Annotated in this window: 27 protein-coding genes and 1 pseudogene; 16 read left to right on the top strand and 12 right to left on the bottom strand. The window is 45.9% G+C overall.

The genetic code is table 11. The features are described 5' to 3' along the window. Nucleotides 1-37 precede the first annotated feature (37 nt). Nucleotides 38-328, top strand: coding sequence for an RNA polymerase alpha subunit C-terminal domain-containing protein (locus ON064_RS10235; RefSeq protein ID WP_274624673.1), 291 nt, complete (start codon nt 38-40; stop codon nt 326-328). Nucleotides 329-383: 55 nt separating this feature from the next. Here ON064_RS10235 and ON064_RS10230 read toward each other — a convergent pair whose 3' ends face one another. The 3 genes from ON064_RS10230 to ON064_RS10220 all read right to left on the bottom strand — a co-directional run bounded on the left by ON064_RS10230 (nt 384) and on the right by ON064_RS10220 (nt 1897). Further along, nucleotides 384-761, bottom strand: a complete 378-nt coding sequence (locus ON064_RS10230) for a hypothetical protein (protein WP_274624672.1) — start codon at nt 759-761, stop codon at nt 384-386. 163 nt (nt 762-924) lie between these two features. Further along, on the bottom strand, nt 925-1398 hold the full coding sequence (locus ON064_RS10225; RefSeq protein ID WP_274624671.1) for a hypothetical protein: 474 nt from the start codon (nt 1396-1398) through the stop codon (nt 925-927). Continuing rightward, the gene (locus ON064_RS10220) at nt 1382-1897 is read right to left on the bottom strand and encodes a TetR/AcrR family transcriptional regulator (RefSeq protein ID WP_274624670.1); all 516 of its coding nucleotides are present in this window, start codon (nt 1895-1897) and stop codon (nt 1382-1384) included. Before ON064_RS10220 ends, ON064_RS10225 begins: the two co-directional genes overlap by 17 nt. A 98-nt stretch (nt 1898-1995) precedes the next feature. Between ON064_RS10220 and ON064_RS10215 the strand changes: the two genes are divergently transcribed. Continuing rightward, entirely contained in the window at nt 1996-2808 is an 813-nt protein-coding gene (locus tag ON064_RS10215; protein WP_274624669.1) for an SDR family oxidoreductase, read from the top strand. A 125-nt stretch (nt 2809-2933) separates the two neighbouring features. Next, complete coding sequence (locus ON064_RS10210) at nt 2934-3242, top strand: hypothetical protein (protein WP_274624668.1); 309 nt, start codon at nt 2934-2936, stop codon at nt 3240-3242. Between the two features lie 43 nt (nt 3243-3285). Here the strand turns inward: ON064_RS10210 and ON064_RS10205 are convergent, their stop codons facing one another. After that, nucleotides 3286-4062, bottom strand: a complete 777-nt coding sequence (locus tag ON064_RS10205; protein WP_274624667.1) for a class I SAM-dependent DNA methyltransferase — start codon at nt 4060-4062, stop codon at nt 3286-3288. Nucleotides 4063-4240: 178 nt separating this feature from the next. On the opposite strand from ON064_RS10205, the gene ON064_RS10200 reads away from it, so the two are divergent. The 6 genes from ON064_RS10200 to ON064_RS10175 all read left to right on the top strand — a co-directional run bounded on the left by ON064_RS10200 (nt 4241) and on the right by ON064_RS10175 (nt 7822). Continuing rightward, nucleotides 4241-4972 (top strand): metallophosphoesterase family protein, encoded by a 732-nt coding sequence (locus ON064_RS10200; RefSeq protein ID WP_274624666.1) that lies wholly within the window; start codon nt 4241-4243, stop codon nt 4970-4972. Between the two features lie 48 nt (nt 4973-5020). Next, nucleotides 5021-5479, top strand: coding sequence for a DUF4181 domain-containing protein (locus ON064_RS10195; RefSeq protein ID WP_274624665.1), 459 nt, complete (start codon nt 5021-5023; stop codon nt 5477-5479). A gap of 19 nt (nt 5480-5498) precedes the next feature. After that, nucleotides 5499-5768 (top strand): hypothetical protein, encoded by a 270-nt coding sequence (locus ON064_RS10190; protein WP_274624664.1) that lies wholly within the window; start codon nt 5499-5501, stop codon nt 5766-5768. 450 nt (nt 5769-6218) lie between these two features. Then, the gene (locus tag ON064_RS10185; protein WP_274624663.1) at nt 6219-6665 is read left to right on the top strand and encodes a GNAT family N-acetyltransferase; all 447 of its coding nucleotides are present in this window, start codon (nt 6219-6221) and stop codon (nt 6663-6665) included. Between the two features lie 294 nt (nt 6666-6959). Then, entirely contained in the window at nt 6960-7418 is a 459-nt protein-coding gene (locus ON064_RS10180; RefSeq protein WP_274624662.1) for a LytTR family DNA-binding domain-containing protein, read from the top strand. Next, the gene (locus ON064_RS10175) at nt 7415-7822 is read left to right on the top strand and encodes a DUF3021 domain-containing protein (protein ID WP_274624661.1); all 408 of its coding nucleotides are present in this window, start codon (nt 7415-7417) and stop codon (nt 7820-7822) included. The genes ON064_RS10180 and ON064_RS10175 overlap by 4 nt, the downstream gene beginning before the upstream one ends. 71 nt (nt 7823-7893) lie before the next feature. Here ON064_RS10175 and guaC read toward each other — a convergent pair whose 3' ends face one another. From guaC to ON064_RS10150, 5 genes are all read right to left on the bottom strand, one after another. Next, nucleotides 7894-8877 carry a GMP reductase gene (gene guaC / locus ON064_RS10170; RefSeq protein ID WP_274624660.1) on the bottom strand — a complete coding sequence of 328 codons (984 nt, stop codon included), beginning with the start codon at nt 8875-8877 and terminating at the stop codon, nt 7894-7896. A 123-nt stretch (nt 8878-9000) separates the two neighbouring features. Beyond that, entirely contained in the window at nt 9001-9795 is a 795-nt protein-coding gene (locus tag ON064_RS10165) for a DUF817 domain-containing protein (protein WP_274624659.1), read from the bottom strand. Between the two features lie 198 nt (nt 9796-9993). After that, nucleotides 9994-10467, bottom strand: a complete 474-nt coding sequence (locus ON064_RS10160; protein WP_274624658.1) for a hypothetical protein — start codon at nt 10465-10467, stop codon at nt 9994-9996. A 50-nt stretch (nt 10468-10517) separates the two neighbouring features. Next, nucleotides 10518-10781: a hypothetical protein gene (locus tag ON064_RS10155; RefSeq protein ID WP_342455329.1), complete on the bottom strand. Its 264-nt coding sequence runs from the start codon at nt 10779-10781 to the stop codon at nt 10518-10520. A 31-nt stretch (nt 10782-10812) separates the two neighbouring features. Beyond that, entirely contained in the window at nt 10813-11190 is a 378-nt protein-coding gene (locus ON064_RS10150) for a hypothetical protein (protein ID WP_274624657.1), read from the bottom strand. A gap of 132 nt (nt 11191-11322) precedes the next feature. On the opposite strand from ON064_RS10150, the gene ON064_RS10145 reads away from it, so the two are divergent. The 7 genes from ON064_RS10145 (at nt 11323) to ON064_RS10115 (ending at nt 19052) form a co-directional block, all read left to right on the top strand. Next, complete coding sequence (locus ON064_RS10145; RefSeq protein WP_274624656.1) at nt 11323-11721, top strand: (deoxy)nucleoside triphosphate pyrophosphohydrolase; 399 nt, start codon at nt 11323-11325, stop codon at nt 11719-11721. A gap of 21 nt (nt 11722-11742) precedes the next feature. Beyond that, a complete protein-coding gene (locus tag ON064_RS10140) occupies nt 11743-14640 on the top strand; it encodes a DEAD/DEAH box helicase (RefSeq protein WP_407951607.1) in 2898 nt (965 codons plus the stop codon). Nucleotides 14641-14663: 23 nt separating this feature from the next. Then, on the top strand, nt 14664-14990 hold the full coding sequence (locus ON064_RS10135; RefSeq protein WP_274624654.1) for a nucleoside triphosphate pyrophosphohydrolase: 327 nt from the start codon (nt 14664-14666) through the stop codon (nt 14988-14990). Beyond that, nucleotides 14983-17403, top strand: coding sequence for a DEAD/DEAH box helicase family protein (locus tag ON064_RS10130; RefSeq protein ID WP_274624653.1), 2421 nt, complete (start codon nt 14983-14985; stop codon nt 17401-17403). The genes ON064_RS10135 and ON064_RS10130 overlap by 8 nt, the downstream gene beginning before the upstream one ends. A gap of 220 nt (nt 17404-17623) precedes the next feature. Beyond that, nucleotides 17624-17860: a glutaredoxin family protein gene (locus tag ON064_RS10125; protein WP_274624652.1), complete on the top strand. Its 237-nt coding sequence runs from the start codon at nt 17624-17626 to the stop codon at nt 17858-17860. 145 nt (nt 17861-18005) lie between these two features. Continuing rightward, nucleotides 18006-18440, top strand: a complete 435-nt coding sequence (locus tag ON064_RS10120) for a DUF4357 domain-containing protein (protein WP_274624651.1) — start codon at nt 18006-18008, stop codon at nt 18438-18440. Between the two features lie 315 nt (nt 18441-18755). Then, nucleotides 18756-19052 (top strand): TIGR04104 family putative zinc finger protein, encoded by a 297-nt coding sequence (locus ON064_RS10115; RefSeq protein WP_274624650.1) that lies wholly within the window; start codon nt 18756-18758, stop codon nt 19050-19052. A gap of 221 nt (nt 19053-19273) precedes the next feature. Here ON064_RS10115 and ON064_RS10110 read toward each other — a convergent pair. The 3 genes and pseudogenes from ON064_RS10110 to ON064_RS10100 all read right to left on the bottom strand — a co-directional run. Further along, nucleotides 19274-20235, bottom strand: a pseudogene (locus tag ON064_RS10110) (DNA/RNA non-specific endonuclease). Between the two features lie 277 nt (nt 20236-20512). Next, complete coding sequence (locus tag ON064_RS10105; protein WP_274624649.1) at nt 20513-21058, bottom strand: plastocyanin/azurin family copper-binding protein; 546 nt, start codon at nt 21056-21058, stop codon at nt 20513-20515. A 105-nt stretch (nt 21059-21163) separates the two neighbouring features. Then, a partial coding sequence (locus ON064_RS10100) for a CPBP family intramembrane glutamic endopeptidase (protein ID WP_274624648.1) occupies nt 21164-21579 on the bottom strand: 416 nt, incomplete at its 5' end.

Below are 21579 nucleotides of genomic sequence, written 5' to 3'. Positions count from 1 at the left end.
TGTCTTATAATGAAGAAAACGACGGGGAGCGATGAACATGGCAGCGGAAAAGACATTGCGCATCTGCGATAAAGGCCACCGTTATTACAAGAGCAGCGATTGTCCGACATGTCCGGTATGCAACGAGGAAAACAAGCCGCAACGCGGATTTCTCCGGGAGCTCAGTGCGCCGGCAAGAAATGCGCTGCTCCATGAAGACATCGACACGCTTGAAAAACTGTCCGGTTATAGCGAAAAGGCCATTCTAGCGCTTCACGGCGTCGGGCCTGCGTCTTTGCCCGCTTTGAAGAAGCATTTGGCACAAGCGGGCTTGTCGTTTGAAAACTGATAGCACATGAAAAAAAGCTCTCCCAAGCGGAAGAGCCTTTTTTTCATGCAAAACTTTACGCTTTCTCTGCTTTTTTCTCGGATGCCCGCATGTACTCGAGCCAGGAAATCCATAACGCCGCCGCGGCACCGATCCATAAGACCGGGCTCGTCAGCGAAATGCTGTTTTGGGATTCGCCGCCGAGCACTGTCAAAACAGTGATCACCAGAAGCGGCACGCCGACCATCAATGCAGGAAAGATGATCATATAACGCTTCTTCTCGCGGCGCGGTTTGACCGTTGCCCAGCTGAATATAGCCATCAAGATGATAACCACGAACAAGATCCATGGTGGAATGCCGAGTTCAGCGAGAGTACCCGGGAAATAATCATTGATCAATAACAGAGACAAGTTTAGCAATAATACAGCAATAATTAGCCAATAGGTTTTCATCGTAAAAATCCTCTCCTAGCTGGCACATATTCGCCTTCCCCTCAGTCTAACAAAAATATCTTGATGTGAAAGGGTGTGAGCAGAATCTGTTATTCGCTGTGAAGATTTCGTGACACCATAAGCCAGAAATGCAAAAAGCCCTCCAGCACTGGAGGGCTACGTTCTATTCTTTGGATTCTTGCATTTTTTTCTTGTATGCCTTTTTGTCATCGGAATAGCTGAACCATAAAAATACGGCCACCGTTATCCACATAGGCGGATTTGAGAGCGAGTAACCCGTGCTCGATTCACCACCAAGCAAGGTAAGCAGCACCATCAGCAAAATTGGATAACCTAATCCGATAGCGGTAAAGGTCAATTTAGAATACTTCCCTCTTTCTGGTGGTGGTCCGTCACTACTCGGCGTAACGAATATGGCAATGACAAGGCAAGCGAGGGCAGCCAAGATGAGCCAAGAGGAAATGCCGAGTGCCTCCAATGTGGCTGGAAAGAAATCAGTGATAAGCCAAAGCGTGACAAGCGCTAAAGCGCCTAAGATTAAGGTTCGATACAAATTCATCTTACCAGTCCTTTCGTTTTGCGGGCTAGCTTTCACGCTTTTCTTCGCCGCGAGAAATGGTTCAACTGCTCCGTTCACGCGCATCCGCCAAATTCGCCGTCCAATCGGCGAAAATGATTTTCATCAGCTTGTCCGACGCTTCCTGCGGCGCCATCGCAAAGCCGCCTTTGACCCACGACGCTAAATAGCCGATCGTGCCCCAGCCGGCAAAGACGGCGAGGTCCTCATCGCCGAAGACGTGTTCGAGCTGGTCGGCAAAGCGGATCGTCAGTTCGTGGATGCGCCCCGCGTCTGCGAATTCCTGGCGGTAAAACGGGCGGTAGCGGAAAACGTGGCGGCAGATCTTTAAATTGATCGTCTCCGCATCCGACGGTTCGGCGTAAATTTGCAAGAGCCGCCCGTTCAACTGGCTGCGGACCGCGTCCATCAATTCGTATTTATCGGTGAAATGCAGGTAAAACGTGGAGCGGGAAATGCCGGCGTAGGCGACGATGTCTTTGACCGACACGTCCTCAAAATCCTGGTCGGCAAGCAAGTGGATGAAAGTTTCAGTGATGGTTTGTTTCGCTGTTATCATTTATGTCACTCCATTAGACAATATCGTAGGAAATGTCTCGTATTATTTACGGAAATTACGCTTATGCTAATTATAGTAGATAACAGGGGGAATTGCTCATGACGAAGGACGTTTATGTGATCACAGGCGGTTCAGAAGATCTCGCCATCGCACTAGCCAAGCGCATCGGAGCGAAAGGTACGCTGGTGTTGGCGGATCCGTGTGAAAAATGCCTGAAGCTCGCGAAACAACAGCTCTTGCAGCAGAATATTGCCGACATTCACTGCGAAACGGTCGACCTGACATCGAAACGAGCGGTCGAAAACTTAGCGGAGAAAGCGTCAGAAGTGGGCCGTCTGAGAGGGCTCGTCCATGCGGCGGGCTTATCGAATGCGCACGATTCCAAACGCAAGATGGCCGACAACGTGATCGGCATGAGTCATATGCTTGAAGCGTTTTTACCGCTTGCGAATGAAACAACGTCTGCCGTCATGGTGTCATCGATGACCGCCTACATGGTGCCGCAAAACGGCCAGTACATGGACGTGTTGAAACAGCAGCTCGCAGCCAACTTGGTGGAGACACTCGACCAGTTCACGCAGGGAGATGCGGGTGCGGCCAACAGCATGTCAAAGCTCGCCGTGCAGTTAATCGTCGAAGACCAGGCGTGGGCGTGGGGCGAAAAAGGCGCGCGCCTCAACTCGGTATCGCCCGGCATGATGAATGTGCTGGATGCGGCAGGAGATATCCAAACCATGCTCGACCACACGCCGCTGCGCCGGACAGCGGAACCGGAAGAAATCGCCTCGCCGATCGAGTTCCTATTGAGCGATTCGGCTTCCTACATCACCGGCATCGACTTGCGCATCGACGGCGGCACCATCGCCAACTACCCGCGCATGAAAGCGGAAACGCTTTTAATACATAAGTAACCGAACCCCGCTGATAGGCAGCGGGGTTTTTGTATGAAGATTTTTGGGAATTATTGATAACAATTTTTCCAATAAATGTTACCATCAATGGAATGCCTATTAATGTAAATGAAGGAGGAAACTAAATGACGCTTTTAGACGGCCTTGCCTATTCTGTTGAGGGAATTTTTTATTACCTTTCAGTGTTCGGAGAGTTGCTTCTCATAACAAGCTGCCTGGCGACAATCGTTTATATCACAACAAAAAATCAATACCTTTCTTATTTGGCTGCAGGTCCAATCTATTTTGCACTCTCCCATATCTTCTACCACAGTTCGCAATTGTTCCTCGTCATCATTGCTATGTCGGTTCAAGCGCTGGTCATCTTGTTTATCCAAAAAAAGGGCTTGCTTGGGAAGTTGGCATCGAAAACGCAAGCGCAGGAAACGGAATAAATTATAAGAAAGCCGGAATGGAACTATCAGAGCAAATAATGGCTTACCGCTTTTTACAGACATAAATCATTTCACTAGAGGAAGCATGTAATGACTTTTTATCCCACGAACTATATGCTTCCAATACCGCCAATCCGTTTTCTGTGAGAATTCGTTCCATTTCTAGGGGGAACACATAGCGCAAGGAAATACTGTCTTGTTCTACAGAATACTCGTTGGAACCTTCGAGTATTTTACGAACTGATGTGCAGTGCAAAATCTGGGTTAATGGATGATAGGTTTCAGTATTTATTTCGCGGATCTTACGATGGCGCTTATCAGTATAAGTTCGTGTTGATTCTTCGACTTGTGCAAGTTCACTTAAAATAGGAAAACGCGTATTGAAAATGAAGACACCGTCATCACTTAAATGAGTTTTTACAGACTTTAATAACTGATTTTGCGATTCATTCGTGAGAAAGTGTTGAAAAGAGTTTCCTGTCATATAAATAAGCGGTGCTTCAGTGTTCAAAGCAAGCTGCGTACAATCCTGCAAAACCCAATCGATTGATAGATTGGCATCGAGTGTTTTTTCTCTAGCCCTGCCCAGCATGCCCTCGTGCAGATCTACGCCAATTAATTGATGCCCTTGCTGAGCTAAATGAATCGTGACTCGTCCTGTGCCACAGCCTAAATCAATAATGGGACCAGTCGATTTTTCAGCCCATTCGGAGAGAAACGGCACATCGCTTAAATAATTTTGATACTCCAGGTCGTAATATTCGGGGTCTTCATATTTTTCAAAGTTGGTGTTAAAGATATTTCTGTTTGAATTATTCAATCTCAGCCCACCTCTTTATTATTCCGCATTTTACTCTTTTACTTAGCTTTAAAAATCTATTTAAATAATTAAATGTTTTTTTACATAATATACCATAAATCGAGGTGGGGTATTCGGTTTTTTAGAACTTTAGATAAGCTTCACAAAATAACTGGGGAAGTTCGAAGAGAGGGATTAGATGAGTACAACTATCGCAGTCATCGCGGATGTCCACGGAAATAGCCGCGCTTTGCTTTCAGCATTAGCAGAAATCGACCGGGATCCGCAAGTGAAACACATTTACTGCATAGGGGATATGGTCGGAATAGGGTACGAGACCAACGAAGTGCTGCAAATTTTGTTTTCCAGAAAAGACATTTCGTTTGTTATCGGGAATCACGAAGAAGAATTGATTGCGATTTTGGAGGGAGAAGATGGCGATAGCCAAGGCGGTGAAAAGCTTCATCACGAATGGTTGGCAAAACGATTCGATCAACGCCTGTTGCCTAAATTAGAAGCCATTCCCAAAGAGATAATGGTGGAGTATGAGGGGCAGAGGATCTTGTTTACTCATTACCATTTAGACGCTGAGCAGCGATTTCTTCCTATCGATGTTGAGCCGACTGCTGAAAAATTGGATCAGCTTTATAAAGAATCACCGTTCGATTTGGTTTGTTTCGGCCATCACCATCCAGTGCATCAATTTTCTTCTGCACAACGAACTTACTTGAATCCAGGGTCGCTTGGCTGTTATGACAAGCCGTCTGCCAGATATGCCATTGTTGAATTAACAGCCACAGAAATCAATGTCGCATTAAAGCATGTAGCTTACGACAATCAAGATTTCCTCTTGGGATATGAACAATTGAACGTTCCGGAAAAAGAGTTCATTTTAAATATTTTTCATGGCAATCAAACACTAAACAAATGAAGTCGGTCTAATTGTTGCACGGAGCCGTTGATAAAAGGTGCATTCAAGTTGGCGGGAATTATTTTTTTATCGACTATAACTCTAGAAAAAGAAGGTGCACCCATGTGGCTAGAAATCGGATTGGTTATTCTAGGGGTTGTTGTACTCGTCTCCATAGTAAAAATCATCCTAAGGAAACTATTGAAAATCGAAAAAGAAAAGAAGGATTTCTTTTCTTTTGATTACATTAACGAGCAACACCGGAAGATTGAGCAATGGGTGAGGTGGGGGTGGGTTCTGGTGAGTTTGATCGCCTTTTGGTTGGTTATATACCAAGAATTCCCGGTAATATTCTACCTTTTCTTATTCATTGTTTGGATAGCATCAGATGCCTTCGTCAGAGCCTATTTCCAATGGAAGCATTCCGAACAGCCCAAACAGGCCATTTTGACGCTGAGCGAGATGACGGTTTGGATATCGGCAGTCACCTTGGTGATCTATTTCGACGTCTTTAACTTTTTGATTTGAGTTTGAAAGGAGCGGAAAGATGACAGAAGAAAAGAAAGTACAGTATTTCAACATAATTTTATGCAGAGCAGGTATGCTTTTGGTTGGGCTAGGGATCATTCGGGCGCTATCGATTCACCAGGATCAGCTCAGCTTCCTGTTTGGATTTAGTGGCTTTTTATTAATCTCGGTTCACGTTCAAGCACTCGAAAAAAGATGGGGCATTCCGAAAAAGCATACCTGGATCAGCACCGGCATCTTTGCGCTGCTCTTTTTGCCACTCGCCTATTGGCTCGCTTTTCCTAACTAAGCACCCATGAAATCAGCAGGGATACGGTCGATAGCAAAACGGTTGTGTTTCTAGCACTTGACTTCGCAGCGGGCATTGCAGGGTCTATCTACTGCATGCTGAAGTTTCTCGTCAAACAGTCCTGTTCTAATCAAAAGAATCGGTAGATAGATCTTCTAACTTAACACAGCGATTATTTTTATACGCAAAGAAAAGGAGAATATTATGAAATTAGTTTCGATGCTATATATATTCGGTAGCTTGATGATGCTCGCGGGCGCCTTCTGATGAGGTAGAGGGGCAAACTGTTCTATACTCAGTGTTTGCTGCGTTGAACGGGTTGATAGCGATGGGAGTCGCTGAAATCTTAAAGACTGTCCGGCGCATAAACCTCACGTAAGTGGAGTCTAGACTGGGGTTTCTCGAGGCAGAGAAATGCACACATATATTTGAACAGAAAGAGGCAAGCTTATGAACATCCACTATCAAAAATTCAGTTCCGAACCGCCCCATGGAATAGCGGAAGAAATCACCGCGCTGCACCGGCTGATTTTTGGTGGGCCGGGACACTGGCTGGAGAAACTCAACCGCCAGGAAACTGTATTGGTCTATGTGGCTTTAGTAGACAAATGCGTCGTAGGCTATAAAATCGGCTATGCCCTGGACGATCAGCTTTTCTACAGTTGGCTCGGGGGCGTCCGTCCTGATTGCCGGAAGCTCGGAATCGCCTCTGAATTGATGCGCAGACAACACGCAGATCTTCAAGCACTAGGCTACGGAGTCGTCCGCACCAAGACGATGAACAAATGGCGCGGCATGCTGCTGCTGAATATCCAGACGGGTTTTGACGTCTTGAAGACGGAAATCGATCCGCGCGGCCAGTTGAAGATTGTATTAGAGAAGAAGTTATTGTCTTGAAGCAAACAATCATAACTGATATTTCAGGTCATTACAGAGTCTAAATTAAAATCAATACAACTGAACAGACAGGCCAGCTGAATTTCGAGCTGGCCTGTCTGTTGCTGTTTACCGCTGCATTTCTGCACCTTACTGGGCGTTTTCTGCTTGTTGGCGAAAAAGCGGGGACAGGATGGAGAATTTCGCATAAGCTAAGGCTATAAGAAAGCAGCTTATATACGAGAGGGGACCTGTAAATGGGAAATCTCAGACACACGCAGCACACCGTAAATTCGGAAAAAGAGGTGAGGGCAAGTGAAAGTATCTGTAGACATCGACAGCAAGCATGAGGAAACGAAAATCATCATCGAATGCAAGGAAATGGACGAGTCGATCAAAAGCATCATCGATTTCATCAAAGGACAGGACACGCGTTTTCTCGTCGGACAGATAGGCGAAATGCGCCATATCCTGAAGCCCGCAGACATCCATTATTTCCACACCACCGACGAAGCGGTCTCAGCCGTTACCGCAACAGGGGAGTTCCGCCTAAAGGAAAAACTGTACGAACTGGAAGAACTATTGCCGCCAAGCCAATTTATCCGGCTGTCGAAATCGGTCATCGCCAACCTCGATGAAATGAGCCGCTTTGAAGCGTCGTTCAACGGCACCTTATGCCTCTATTTTAAATCCGGCGCGAAGGAATACGTCTCCCGCAATTACGTTAACGCCATCAAAGAATCATTAAAAATGAATAGGAGGAAAGAAAAATGAAAACCTTTTTGATCCGAAGCATATTAGGTATATTCTTTGGGGCTTTTCTCAGCGTCCTCATGACCAACGCCGTCGTATTGAGCGGGCAGGAGACTCTGGACAGCGGCTTGTTCTTGCGCAACTCGATCGGCAGCATGCTGTGCGGCTGGTTCTTCACGGCAAGCACCTTGTATTTTGAAAACCACAAGTGGTCGCTCGCGAAGCAAACAGCAGCCCACTTTGTCACCATCATTGTGCTGTACTTCGTGCTCGCTGTCGGCATCGGCTGGTTTCCGTTCACCGTTTCGAGCATGCTCTTGATGATCGCGATTTTTGTGTTCTTCTATATCTTGATCTGGATCGCCTTCTACTTCTATTTTAGAAAACAGGCGCGCAAAATGAACGAGGAATTGAATAAGGGGTAAACGAAAAAAACCAGCCGCAGTGGCTGGTTTTTTAATGCGGAAAAATTCCCGCTGTGGTCTGATTTAATGGGTCAATACACTTTATCGCCGTTAAAGATCGAGTTCTTGACGATGACGTAATCCACTTGGCGGATGGCGAGCAAGTGATTGCCGCCCGCATAGGAAATCGCCGACTGCAGATCCTGTTCCATCTCGACTAGCGTGTCTTTCATTGAGCCTTTGAATTCCACGAACATTTTCTTGCCTTCAACGTTTTTCTTTTCGCCTTTTTGGAATTCGGACGCTGACCCGAAGTATTCCTTCAGGAGCTTGCCGTCCTGCTCGACGGTTTGTCCAGGGGATTCTTCGTGTCCGGCGAACAACGAGCCGATCATCACCATGGAAGCGCCGAAACGCACCGATTTCGCGATATCGCCGTGCGTGCGGATGCCGCCGTCTGCGATGATCGGCTTACTCGCAGCTTTCGCGCATAAACGCAGCGCGGCCAATTGCCAGCCGCCTGTACCAAATCCGGTTTTGATCTTCGTGATGCACACCTTGCCGGGCCCGATGCCCACTTTCGTTGCATCTGCGCCTGCATTTTCCAGTTCGCGCACCGCTTCCGGCGTCCCGACGTTCCCGGCGATGACGAAGCTCTCCGGAAGTGATTTTTTGATGTGCCCGATCATGTCGATCACGGAATTCGAATGGCCATGTGCCACATCAATGGTGATGTATTCCGGCGTGATTCCAGCGTCCACTAGCTCTTGAACGAAATCGTACTCTTCCGGTTTGACCCCAACGCTGATTGACGCATACAGCCCTTGCTCTTGCATGTCTTTTGCGAACGCCAAGCGTTTTTCTGGTTCGAAGCGATGCATAATATAGAAGTAATTATTTTCTGCCAGGAATTTGGCGATCTTTTCGTCAACGATTGTCTGCATATTGGCCGGCACGACCGGTAATTTAAACATGCGCCCGCCAAACTCTATGGATGTATCACATTCTGAACGGCTATTTACCACTGCTTTTGCAGGAACTAATTGAATATCCTCATAGTCAAACACATTTTCCATTAATTACACCCCTAAACACGAATATTATTATATAGAACGAATGTGATTGTTCGTCCACATGATAATTTACTCCATTTATTGGGGAATGTCAAAAGTTCTTTGACTGGAGCGACAAACTTTCTATCAGCTTTCTTTTCGTGCCATCATGCTGGTTCGCGCGGGATGTTGTAATGAACTTTTCACCCGCTTCAGTTGGGCGACGATGATCACCGAGATGATGACAAGCAAAAACCAGGAGCTGATTTTGCCGATATGGACGAGCGACCAGGCCGCTTCCTGGTTCGGGTATTGCCAGGCGCCGAGGAAGGTCGTGATGTTTTCCGCGATCCAGATGAAGAATCCGATCAATAGGAACGAGAGAATCAGTGACATCTTAAAGATTTTGTCATCGATGCGAAAAGTGACGACGGTGCGGAAGAAAATCAACACCAGCAACACTTTCAGCCCCCAGCGGATGTCATACGTGAAATGATGCGTAAAAAAGTTCGCGTAGATGAGGACGCTGATGGCGATGCTGTAAAAAGGCTTCGGCCATCCATACATCTGCAGGTCAAAACGCCGCCACGCCTGGCAAATATAGCTCGCAACACTGGCGTACATGAATCCGCTATACAGTGGCACGCCGAAAAACTTGCTGTAGGCTTCTTCGGGATATGCCCACGAGCCCATATGAACCTTGTACAATTCCAGCCCGAGCCCGATCGCGTGGAACACCAAAATGACTTTGAACTCATCCCAAGTCTCCAGTTTGGACGTAAGCATGAACACTTGCGCGAGTATGCACACGAGCAGAATAAAATCATACCCGGGCACAAAAGGAATCTCGATGTATTTCGACACAGCCAGTGCCGCGAAAATGATGACAGGAAAAATGCAGCAAAGCGCTTGCCGGTAGCCGAACAGCCAAAACGTTTTCATCACACAGCGCCTCCTGGGAGTAGGGTTTTAAAAATGGACGCTGGGGATGGGGGGGGAAGTTGCCGGGGGAAGGTCTTGGATAGAGGGAGAGATGGTATAAGGAATAAAAAAACTCTCAGTCACCCGAACTGAGAGTTTAGAAGCGGTTCATTCAATTAACTGATCTGCATAGGTTTTCACCATGTAAAACTGGAGCGACTAGCCATTGGTTGATTGCCCGTTCAAGTTCTTCATTCTCGTGATCTCGCCTATGTTATAACCAATCCAAGCTCCGATAAAAGGGAAGAGAGAGCTGGTGATGGGCTGATTTGGAAAATTGAAATCTACAGTGAACAGTAAATACGCCAGGCCGCCGCCTAGAATTGCATAAAGGGCTGCTTCAACTATTTTTTTGCGCTTCCACCGTTTCTTGCCCCAGTATTTCCTGTCGAATGCCTGAACACGCCGGCTGGTTTTCGTGCCAATCAGTTTGCCGGTTAGCAGGGTGTACAAGGTGAACAAAAAGACGAGTAAGAGCCCCGCTAAAATGATCCACGTGATAATGAAGAGGTTTCCGCTTTCAAAAAAGTAGACAAATAAGAGAAAAATCACCAGCATAAAGAGATTGCCCAGCAGTAACTGCTTTTTCTTTAACTTCTTAATTTCTTTTATGTCCCAGTGCTCTTCTTCCATGGAATCTATCCTTTCCGTTTAAGAATTTTTAATCCCTGCTGATTCTGTCCTTATTTTTGAGGCATCGTAAACGTAACAGCAGCCCCATCGCTTTCATTAATCTTTGCGAAAATCTCTGTAAGAACCTCTAATGCTCTTTCATTGGATTCATACTTGCCCATAACTTTGTTCCACTGATCCAACAAGCTGTTCTCTACAAACCCTTCGACGTACTTTCCTTTTACAGAAATATTTTTGACATTCATCAGGTTTTGTTTGTTCTGTGTAAGTATCCACAACATAGCAACAAGCCATCCTTTCAATTCAAGTATCAAACTTTTACATCGTCTATGTATGAAGAAACATTCATTCCAGTCCTTGTTCGTCCTGCGCCATCTGCTTTTTATGGTCGCGCCACCCCATCCACAAAATGATTCCCCAGAAGACCCAAAGGAAAGGGCTGGTGACAGAGAGGCCGCTCGCTGATTCGCCGCCTAGTACCGTCAATAACACCATGACAAGCATAGGATAGACAGTCAACAACAATGAGGCATGAAGCCCAAAGCGCTTCTCCAGTTCAGGATTATGCGTCAGGGTGCTCACGATAATCAGAACCCCAAGCAGCGCATACAATGACCACACCGGAATGCCTAAAAACCCGAGTGCGGCCGGAAAGTAATCGTCAATCAACAGCAAAGTCAGATCGACAAGCAGAATTATGCCGAGCAACCAGTAAGTTTTCATCAATTACTCTCCTTTCCTTGAATAAAACCCTCTTTCTTCCAGTGTAACAGGAGATGGATCGAAATATTTAGAAAAGGGGATATTTTACATATGTTATCATGTAAGTAATAGCTTGATGAAAGGGAGATAGAAATGAAAAAAGATATTCATGTCGTCGGAGCGGTCATTATCGACAACGGTCGCATTCTTTGTGCAAAGCGCGGAATGGAAAAAAGTCTTCCCGGTTTATGGGAGTTTCCAGGCGGCAAAATCGAGCAGGGCGAAACGCCGCAGGAAAGCTTGAAGCGTGAAATTCAAGAAGAAATGCATTGCGAAGTGGAGATCGGGGAGCAAGTTGAACATACGAGCTACGAATACGATTTTGGCATCGTCCATTTGCAAACCTACTATTGTAAACTCACCAAAGGCACACCGGTATTGACGGAACACACTGAGATTAAATGGTTGGCGGCACATGAACTGCCGAGCTTGGACTGGGCGCCGGCTGATATTCCGGCAATTGAGAAACTGGCGGCAACTTTCGCCAATTAAATCTTCACAAGGATAAGGGGAATGAGCATGGATATCGCAAAAGAATTGAGTGCATCCTTACAAAAAGGCTTTATCGACCGTGACGTTCAAACGACGGATCGCTTTAAGCCGAAATTGCTGATTAACAACACAGCTTCTAATCATTATGTGCTCAATACCTTATTAGAAGAGTTGGACCAATGTACGTCCTTTTTGTTTTCCGTAGCGTTTGTCACAGAAAGTGGCCTCGCGACATTGAAATCGCATTTAGCGGATTTAGATCGAAAAGGAATCAAGGGTCGTATTTTAACATCGACTTTTCTAAGTTTTAATCATCCGAAAATCTTTAAAGAACTTTTGAAAATTACCAACGTCGAAGTTCGTTTATCCAATAAAAAAGGCTTCCATTCAAAGGGCTATATTTTCACACATGACACCCACCAAACCTTGATCGTCGGCAGCTCCAATTTAACTGCTCAAGCCTTAAAAGTGAACTATGAATGGAATATCAAACTCACCTCTCACAGCAATGGAGAACTCATTCATCATTTCAACGAGCAGTTTGAAGCGGTATGGAACGAAGCTGAAGTGCTAACAGAAACGTGGATCCATAACTACGAAAAACAGTACGTCCCGATCGAATACCGTAAGGATGCTAAACAAGTCGCGGAGTTTCCAGAAGTCTACACACCCAATCCAGTAGAAGATGCCATACATATTGAGCCAAATAAAATGCAAGTAAGCGCATTGCATCAAATCGAAAGTGTACGCGAAGCAGGTCATCAAAAAGGCTTGGTCGTTTCTGCGACCGGAACAGGGAAAACCTATTTATCCGCCTTTGATGTCCGCAGCTTTGCGCCAAAGCGTATGCTATTTATCGTTCACCGTGAACAAATTTTGCAAAAAGCCAAACAAGATTATATGAAGATCTTAGGTGGAGTGGAAGAAGAGTTTGGCTTTTTATCCGGTAGTCGCCGGGATCTAAATGCACGCTATGTGTTCGCCACCATTCAAACGCTATCGAGAGAAGAAACTTTGCGTCAATTGGATCCAAAAAGCTTCGATTATATTCTGATCGACGAAGTGCATAAAGCGGGGGCGCGTTCATATCAGCGCGTCATCGATCACTTCGAACCGCAATTTTTACTCGGTATGACCGCCACACCTGAACGAACCGATGACTTCAATATCTTCGAGCTGTTTGATTACAATATCGCCTACGAGATTCGGCTACAGGAAGCATTAGAAGAAGACATGCTCTGTCCGTTTCATTATTTTGGCGTGACAGAGCTCGAATACGAGGAAGGCGTTATTGATGAAGCGACTGCCTTTTCAAAACTTGTGGCAGAAGAGCGAGTCGATCACATTTTACAAAAAATATATTACTACGGACATTCAGGCGAAAAGGTGAGAGGCTTAATGTTTTGCAGTCGTAAAGACGAAGCGCATCAATTGTCTTTGGCGTTTAATGAAAGGGGACTGAAAACCGTCGCCTTAACAGGGGATACCTCTCAAGAAGAACGTCTTCGCCAAGTCGAACGGCTCGAGAATGGTCTTCTCGATTACATCCTGACCGTTGATATCTTTAATGAAGGTATCGATATTCCAAGCGTCAATCAAGTCGTTATGCTGCGGCAAACGCAATCGAGCATTATATTCATCCAGCAATTAGGCCGCGGACTCCGTAAGCACGGCTCAAAAGAATTTGTGACAATCATCGATTTCATTGGTAACTATAAAAATAATTACATGATTCCGATGGCGCTTTCTGGTGACCGCTCTCAAAACAAAGACAATATCCGCCGTTCGTTAAAAGACACCAATTACATCACCGGCGTTTCTACAGTAAATTTTGAAATGATCGCGAAAAACCGCGTCTTTCAAGCGATTTCCAATAGCAAGCTGACGGATCTCAAGGTATTAAGAGAAGCCTACATTGCGCTGAAAAACCGCATTGGCCATATTCCATCGATGCATGATTTTATCGAACACAACTCAATCGACCCACTGGTCATCGTCCAAAAATACCATACCTATCATCAGTTCCTCTTAAAGCTGAAAGAAGTGGATCCGTTATGGGGAGCGTACGAAGAACAAGTGATGACGATGCTGTCGCTGGAGATATTAAATGGAAAAAGAGTGCATGAAATTCTGCTTGCAGAAATGCTTTTGCAAAATGGGCAAGTATCGTTAGAAGAGTACCAGCAGCAATTAGATGCTGAAGGCATTTCGTGGAATGAACAAACCTTCCGCTCGGTCATGCGCGTATTTACTTTAGAGTTTTTCAATCAAGGTGGAAAGACCAAATATGGAAAAAACCCACTCATTGAACCACAGGGGAAGTTGCTTAGGTGGAACGAACAAATCCAAAACAGTTTAAAAGAGAATAGTTCATTCCGAAATGCAGTAGGAGACTTACTCGCTACTGCAAGACAGCACAGTACACGCTATAACCAACAACAAGAACTCACACTGCACAAAAAATACACGCGCAAAGACGTCTGCCGTTTGTTGAACTGGGACAATGACGAGAGTTCGACGATTTATGGATACAAAACCAAGTACGGTACTTGTCCAATCTTCGTGACATACCATAAAAGTGATGAAGTTGAATCGAGTGTTGCGTACGGTGATGAATTGATCAACCAAGAGACGATGCATTGGTTCACTCGCAGCAATCGAAGCTTAGCCTCAGAAGAAGTCAAAAAAATTCTTGGAGCCAGCGAAAACGGAACGGACATTCATATCTTCGTGAAAAAAGACGACGATGAGGGCGGTGACTTCTACTATTTAGGTAGAGCGTTACCTGATACAAAATCGGTCCAAGAATCCCTCATGAAAGACAAAAACCACCGGGACATCCCAGTGGTTCAGATGGATATGAAGTTGGAGAATTCGGTGGAGCAGAAGCTTTATCGATATTTGGTGGAGTCTTTATAAATTATTCGAAAAGGAGAATAGTTATGCCTATATATAACAAATTAGTAAGAGATAAAATCCCACAAGTAATCGCTAACAGCGGTCTTCAATTCGAAACCCGCGTTTTATCAGAAGAAGAATATAAAACAGAAGTAACGAAGAAACTCACTGAGGAGCTTCGTGAATATGAGGAAACTGATAATCCGGAAGATGCGGTCGAAGAACTTGCAGATATTCTGGAACTAATCCATGCAGCCGCTGAACTGAATGGATCTTCATTTGAAGAAGTTGAAGAAGTCCGTATCAAAAAAGCAGAAAAACGCGGCGGCTTCAAAGATCGAATCTTTTTAATCGAGGTTGAAGATGAGTAAACTGCAACTGGTCACCTCACAGCTTGTGAGTCACTTGAACCAGCTTTCAAAAGAAGCTGTTGATATTAACTGGATTACAGCGTTTGCGATGAAGTCCGGTGTGCGAATCGTGACACCGTTCTTGAAAGAAGCAGCAGACCAAGGTGTGCCGATCAAGCTATTGATTGGTGACTATCTTTTCGTAACCCAGCCGGAAGCACTGGAGATGTTACTAGAAAAATTACCTTCCGCTGAAATTCGGCTATGGAAAAGCGGGGGTGCTTCGTTTCATCCGAAATCTTATTTGTTTCGAGGCGAAGAAACTTCTCACCTGATCGTCGGCTCGTCCAATCTATCCCGCTCCGCATTGACCGAAGGCGTGGAATGGAATTTGATCGCGCCGACTTCAGTGGATGAAACGGTATTTGACGAAGCGGCAGAGAAATTTTTAGCGCATTTCTACGCGGATGAGACGATTCCTTTGAACAAAGAAACGCTCGAGGAATATAAAATGCTTCATGAAAAAGCGAATCTCAAACGGCCGATCAGCCCTGTGTGGTCGGAAGCAGAAGAAACAGGGCTAATGCTCGGGTCATCACAGCCCGAGGAAATTATTGAAACAGAAGCACCTTACATAACCGAATTAGAGCCTCGGCCTGCCCAACAGGAAGCGCTTGATGCTCTCGATACTGTGATGGAAGAAGAGTACACTCGGGCGATGGCTGTGCTGGCGACAGGGCTCGGGAAAACCTATCTTGCGGCGTTTTTTGCAAAGAAATTTAAGCGTGTGTTGTTTGTTGCTCATCGCCAGGAGATCCTCCAGCAGGCAAAAGAATCGTTCCAAAAAGTTCATCCCAATAAAAACTCCGCTTTCTACCATGCGACAGAAAAAGATATCTCCGCAGATTTTCTGTTTGCTTCCATCTATACACTGGGAAGTGAGTATCATCTGGATCAATTCGACCGCGATGCGTTCGATTTAATTGTCGTGGATGAATTCCATCATGCAGCTTCTCCGACTTATAGAAGGCTATTGGAGCATTTCGATCCGCAGTTTTTGCTTGGGATCACGGCAACGCCCGACCGGATGGACAATCAGGATGTGTATGCCTTGTGCGATGGCAACGTCGCGATTTCCATTCATTTCCTCGATGCCATCGAACGCAATTGGCTGGCGCCGTTCCGTTATTTCGGGGTATACGATAATACCGATTACTCGAAGATTCGCTGGCTCGGGAACCGCTATGATGAAGAGGAGTTGCTTCAGGCGCAGTTGAGGGAAGACTATGCCGAAGCGGTTTTTGAAGCGTGGCAAAAGCACAAGCAGACCCGTACGATTGTCTTTTGTTCGACGGTCCGGCAGACGCAGTTTATGGACCAGTTTTTCCGGGAGCGCGGCATTTGTTCGATGAGTTTGTCGGGCGGTACGCCTGCAGAAGAGCGGAAAGCGGCGAGAGCTAAGTTAGATTCAGGAGAGTTGGAAATTATCTTCACGGTCGATTTGTTCAATGAGGGTGTCGATATTCCCAAAGTTGATACCTTACTCTTCATCCGCCCCACTGAGTCGCTCACGGTTTACACCCAGCAGATCGGCCGGGGGCTACGCATTGCGGACGAAAAGGATCACTGCGTTATCATCGACTTTATCGGTAATTATCGCAATGCCGATTTGAAGCTTTCCGTATTTGATACAGCGCCTCGAGCTAAAGGAAAAGCTCAAGGTGTCGAGCCATTGGTTCCTGTGAATTGCGATTTTAATTTAGAATTGGAAGTCGTCAATTTATTGGAAGAGCTGCGGAAAAAACGCGCGCCTAGAAAAGAAGCAATGGTTCTAGCTTACCGTGAATTAAAACGGGAGCTCGGCAGGCGCCCGACTTATTTGGAATTTCATCTCCAAGGGGCGGCAGATTCGAAAACAGTCAAGCAGGAATTCGGCAGCTGGTTCGGCTTACTTGCTTATGCAGCAGAGTTGAAAGCAGAAGAGATTGAAGTGTGGACGAAGCACCAAAATTGGTTTTTAGAAGTCGAGAAAACCGGGATGAATAAAAGTTATAAAATGGTCGTCTTGAGCTATATATTGTCGAAGGGTGTGGAGAGCTGGCTGGAGCCAATCACGCCAGTGGAAGCCGCACCATATTTCCACGAGTTCCTGACAGCTAAACAATACCGTTTGAATGCTGACTTCAATGATGTGCAGGGAAGAAAGCTCAGAGACTATGACGAAAAGAAAATTGCCGATCTGATTGAACGGATGCCGATGACAAAATGGAGCGGCAGTGCGAAAAACGACTTGGTGACATTCGATGAAGGAACGTTTTCGTTGAATTTATTGTCAAGTAATGAACATCAGCGTATTCTTTTTGATTGGACAAAGGAAATTGCTGAATATCGGTTGCATGCTTATTTTGAGAGGAAAGCGATTAATAGAAACTAAAATAGCGGCAGGGTGAGTGATTACAAAACTCATTCTGCCGTTTTTGATATGACTAATTAAATTAAGAAGATACTACAAATCTGAGAGGTTGAGAACCAATCCTTTTTGCTAAGTGCCTTAAGGAATTACTTCAAAACAGTGAGCAATCTACTTGATGAAATATACCCCAAAGGGTATATTTGATTTATAAAAAAATTCTACTCAAACAGGAGGGATTTACATGACTAACCAAGTAACTGTCTACTCAACCAACACATGCCCATACTGCACAATGCTCAAAAACTTCCTGGATCAAAATGGTGTTGCCTACACAGACGTCAACGTCCAGAAAGATCCGGTAGCGGCGAGCCGCCTCGTTCAGGCAACTGGCCAGATGGGTGTTCCGCAAACGAACATCAATGGCGAGTGGGTGCTTGGCTTCGACCCGCAGCGTGTCCAGTCGTTACTAAAGCAGTAAAACTTCAATGGAAAAGCTGATACATCGGCGTTTCCAAAATTCGCAGCCAAATTTTTAAAAAACTTTCACAATCCTGTCTCCTTTTTCGCAGTTTCCATCTATCTAAGAGATGAAAGGCAATTTTCTTAGAATAGGAGGAAGGCTGATGGAAAAGGAGTTTTTTGTTGCGGCGATTGAGCATCCGGAGTTTGGAGAAGTGTACCGCTTTTTTGAGGTGGATCCGGCGACCGGGGAAGAGCAGGCGGTCGATCCGTTTGATAGCGGGATGGTGAAGCTTTATCACGAGACACCGCCGGAATTGTTCTACATCACGTCAAAGCGCGGGGCGGATGCGAGCGGGTTTTACCAAGGGGAGCAGTTTGTCGTGCAGCGCGGCTCGAAGTTTGCGGGCACGACTACGCAGAAATGCCCGAAGCGCTATTTGAAGCTGCGAGAAGAGTTATTGCTGTCGGGGAAACTGATCCCGCTCGGCCACCAGTATTTGGTGATGGAAGATGTGGAATTCGCATCACCTTTGATCGCGATGGGGGTCGCGATTGGCGGCTGGGCGAAGGGTGCGCATGGTTGGAAGAGAATTTAAAATCTGCTAAGTGTGAACTAGATTCCCAGTGGACAATTGGATAGGAAACGGTAAAAGTATCGCCTTGAGCGATGTTTTTTATGCTTCAAGATACACTGACTAAAATAAGCCAAGCAGTTTTAAATCGTAAAACTGAAATAACCATCTAATTAGATGTGGTTATATAACTCGGATTGACACCCATACTTTATAGGTTTTTAGACATTCGTTTTAGGTGTCTACGATATGATTTTCAAAGGATTCGGATTTTATTTGGAAAAAATGTATAATATAATTATTAGAATGTTCTGGAGTTCGAAGGGAGGAGGAAGTAAAATGCCGAGCTGTGAAAACTGCAATTATCAATGGAGTTGGCTAGACACGGCTAAAATTGGTTTTAAGAATAACAAAATATGTCCGAACTGTGGGGAACGGCAATATGTATCTCAAAAGGCTGGATATAAATTTTATGCTATTTATTTTTTGTTATTGATGGTCCTTGTGTTCTCTCGTACACTCTTCGATTTAAGCAATATATTTTACATTCCTCTTGGGGTTTTATTAATTATCGGTACATTTTTCTTTATTCCCTATTCCATCAAGCTCTCAAATGAGCAAAAACCTCTTTGGTGAAATCGAAGAGTTGAAATTAACGCTGTTGTATAACCTGCTCACTTTAGAATCGCAGACCTTAAAATGCTCAAAAGATAGATCTTTCAGTGCCAGTCTAAAATACAAAATAGCACCCCGATTCGCATAGGTTTTGACAGCCTGTGTAACGCGAATTTGGAGTGCTATTTTTTAATTCAAAAATTTCGAGTACGAAATATATAAAGTTTATGAGCTTTCAAGCTTTATTCCCCAACCATCCCATCATTATCGTTATCGCGCATATGTGGATAGAGCCAATGATCGCTCATGATAGGCATGGTGAAGCCGGCGTCTTTCGCTTCTTGGATCGTCACTTGGCCGTTGCCGTCGACGCTCGAGACGTCACCGCTTGCCGCTGGACTGCTCGTTTCCGGAGCGCTTGAACTTCATCGGGGTTGACGTTATCAAATGTGTCGACCACTTCGTTTCCTCTGACGGTGTAGCTGTATTGGTAGCTGGAAGGCACTTGCGTTTCGGTATCGGGATAGGTGATGATGGCTTCGAAATCAGTGGCGCCGCCCGCATCCCGAATGACGTCTTCCATATACGCCTGGTCGCCGTGGCGGTTGAGTGTGCTTTCCTGCGGGGTGATGTTATAGGCGTTCGAGACGCCGCCAAGTGAATCCGCGATGACGTGCCCTTCGTCCAAGATGTCGCTTTCGACGCCTGGCACTTTGGCTTCGTCGGAATAGTAGCGGCCGGAATCTAATACATCTTCTCTCGTGTCATCTTGCAAAATGATCTCGTCCGCCGTGACGCGTTCCAATTGGCCGTATTCATTCGTGAACGCCCAGTATTCGCGGTCGCCGTAGCCGACGGAAACGACAGTGTTCGCTTCGCGGTGTCCGGACAGATCGCCGCCGTCGACTTCGACGAGTTCGTATCCTTCGAATTGGTCTTCCGCAGGTTCTGGGGCGGGTTCCTCTGCTTCGGGTTTCTCTTCAACTGTCGTATCGGCTTGTTCCGTGTCGCTTGTGGCAGTTTCTTTCTCGTTGCTTGTTTCTGTCGCTTTGGTGTCGGCTTCCGCTTGTTCCGGCGCTTCTGTTTCAACGGCTGTTTCTTCTTGCACCGCGGTTTCTGGAGTTGCCGCTTGTTCTGTTTCTGTACAACCGGCCATAAAGACAGCCAGTAGCAGAACGATTAAATAGTTCATGTTCTTTTTCAATTGGAGACACTCTTCTAGTTGTATGGTGTTCATTAACGCTTTATCCGTTTCAATTGATACGGGTCGGTGAATGAAAGAAGAAATATCCTCCACTTTTATTTATTGTACCAATAATTTACATTGTATGCGGGGAGAGTTCTGATATTCCGATTCTCTAAAAGGTGTCGAACTTGATTCGAGGCAGTACCAGCCAGCGCCTTTCTATAGATAAATTCTCATAAAAAACAGCACGGACACTAGGATTCCCAGTGTCCGTGCTGTTTTTGTGTAAAGAGTTTTATTCAAACGCGACATTGTGCTGCACTTGGTCCTGGTTGGTCCATTCAATGATCGTGCCCGGTGCGACAGTGATCGTGTCTTCACCGAATTCATAATCGGCGATGTCGACGGAGACTTTATCCATCGCTTCTGCCCCTTCTTCGACGATGACCGTCATTTGCATGACTGGATGCGGTTCGCAGTAGACTGCGTATTCACCGGCTTCATTGAACACAAAGCTGGTCATTTCGCCGTTCGACAATAAGTCGGAAGCTTCGCCGCTCATGGCTTCAGGGGTATTTGCCTGTTCGTCACTTTCGGCGTCTTCTGCAGGTTCTTCCTCGGCAGCCTCTTCAGCGGGCTCTTCTTCAGGAGCCTCTTCTTCCGTTTCCGGTTCTTCTTCCATGTCTTCCATCGGCTCTTCTTCAGGCATTTCTTCCATCTCCGTGCTTTCCTCTTGTGCAGGAGTTTGCGTTTCTTCTTCGTTGGCAGCGTCGTCTTGACCGCACGCAGCGAGTGACAGCATTCCGGCAGCGAGCAGTAAAGTGAATTTTTTGTTGATCATGTTGTTTCCTCCTCCTTCTAGTTGCTTCTTGCTTATAGAACGCAGCGGCAAGCGAAATAGATCAACTTTTACGGATTGGACTCGATTTCTTTTGGTGCACGGGGTTCAAGAGTAGAGGAGCATCACCAAAATGACGACAGCCGTGTTCCATAAAGCATGGGCGACGATCGAGGCAGTCAATCTGCCGGTGTAGATATACAAGACGGTATACGCCGCGCTTGGAATGAGCAGGTCAATCCATTCGACCAAGTTGCGGGGCAGGTGGCCGGCTGCGAAAAAAACGATGGACAACAGGGCGGCTGCATAGAGCGCGATCTTAGAATGCCTGAAAATGCCGGCGAGTGCGCCGATGAAAAAGCCGCGGTTGTACAGTTCTTCGACGAGGCCGCCGCCAATAATGCCAAGAGGCAGGTACCACCACACGTTGCTCCATTCGCCGCCGAGCATGGCGATGATTTCCGCCACATCCTGGCGCTCTGCTCCGCCGGTCTGCGGGAGGATCCACAAGAATTGAAGGAGGG

Source organism: Planococcus sp. A6, from assembly GCF_028823615.1.
GTDB lineage: Bacteria > Bacillota > Bacilli > Bacillales_A > Planococcaceae > Planococcus.
Note: the sequence above shows the minus strand (reverse complement) of the source record. Positions and strands in the feature narration are given on the sequence as shown.

Excerpts from the sequence above, each read along its gene's own strand:
- ON064_RS10235 (WP_274624673.1), top strand. The coding sequence starts at position 38 with ATGGCAGCGGAAAAGACATTGCGCATCTGCGATAAAGGCCACCGTTAT.
- ON064_RS10230 (WP_274624672.1), bottom strand. The coding sequence starts at position 761 with ATGAAAACCTATTGGCTAATTATTGCTGTATTATTGCTAAACTTGTCT.
- ON064_RS10220 (WP_274624670.1), bottom strand. The coding sequence starts at position 1,897 with ATGATAACAGCGAAACAAACCATCACTGAAACTTTCATCCACTTGCTT.
- ON064_RS10215 (WP_274624669.1), top strand. The coding sequence starts at position 1,996 with ATGACGAAGGACGTTTATGTGATCACAGGCGGTTCAGAAGATCTCGCC.
- ON064_RS10210 (WP_274624668.1), top strand. The coding sequence starts at position 2,934 with ATGACGCTTTTAGACGGCCTTGCCTATTCTGTTGAGGGAATTTTTTAT.
- ON064_RS10200 (WP_274624666.1), top strand. The coding sequence starts at position 4,241 with ATGAGTACAACTATCGCAGTCATCGCGGATGTCCACGGAAATAGCCGC.
- ON064_RS10190 (WP_274624664.1), top strand. The coding sequence starts at position 5,499 with ATGACAGAAGAAAAGAAAGTACAGTATTTCAACATAATTTTATGCAGA.
- ON064_RS10185 (WP_274624663.1), top strand. The coding sequence starts at position 6,219 with ATGAACATCCACTATCAAAAATTCAGTTCCGAACCGCCCCATGGAATA.
- ON064_RS10175 (WP_274624661.1), top strand. The coding sequence starts at position 7,415 with ATGAAAACCTTTTTGATCCGAAGCATATTAGGTATATTCTTTGGGGCT.
- guaC (WP_274624660.1), bottom strand. The coding sequence starts at position 8,877 with ATGGAAAATGTGTTTGACTATGAGGATATTCAATTAGTTCCTGCAAAA.
- ON064_RS10165 (WP_274624659.1), bottom strand. The coding sequence starts at position 9,795 with ATGAAAACGTTTTGGCTGTTCGGCTACCGGCAAGCGCTTTGCTGCATT.
- ON064_RS10160 (WP_274624658.1), bottom strand. The coding sequence starts at position 10,467 with ATGGAAGAAGAGCACTGGGACATAAAAGAAATTAAGAAGTTAAAGAAA.
- ON064_RS10150 (WP_274624657.1), bottom strand. The coding sequence starts at position 11,190 with ATGAAAACTTACTGGTTGCTCGGCATAATTCTGCTTGTCGATCTGACT.
- ON064_RS10145 (WP_274624656.1), top strand. The coding sequence starts at position 11,323 with ATGAAAAAAGATATTCATGTCGTCGGAGCGGTCATTATCGACAACGGT.
- ON064_RS10140 (WP_407951607.1), top strand. The coding sequence starts at position 11,743 with ATGAGCATGGATATCGCAAAAGAATTGAGTGCATCCTTACAAAAAGGC.
- ON064_RS10135 (WP_274624654.1), top strand. The coding sequence starts at position 14,664 with ATGCCTATATATAACAAATTAGTAAGAGATAAAATCCCACAAGTAATC.
- ON064_RS10130 (WP_274624653.1), top strand. The coding sequence starts at position 14,983 with ATGAGTAAACTGCAACTGGTCACCTCACAGCTTGTGAGTCACTTGAAC.
- ON064_RS10125 (WP_274624652.1), top strand. The coding sequence starts at position 17,624 with ATGACTAACCAAGTAACTGTCTACTCAACCAACACATGCCCATACTGC.
- ON064_RS10120 (WP_274624651.1), top strand. The coding sequence starts at position 18,006 with ATGGAAAAGGAGTTTTTTGTTGCGGCGATTGAGCATCCGGAGTTTGGA.
- ON064_RS10115 (WP_274624650.1), top strand. The coding sequence starts at position 18,756 with ATGCCGAGCTGTGAAAACTGCAATTATCAATGGAGTTGGCTAGACACG.
- ON064_RS10105 (WP_274624649.1), bottom strand. The coding sequence starts at position 21,058 with ATGATCAACAAAAAATTCACTTTACTGCTCGCTGCCGGAATGCTGTCA.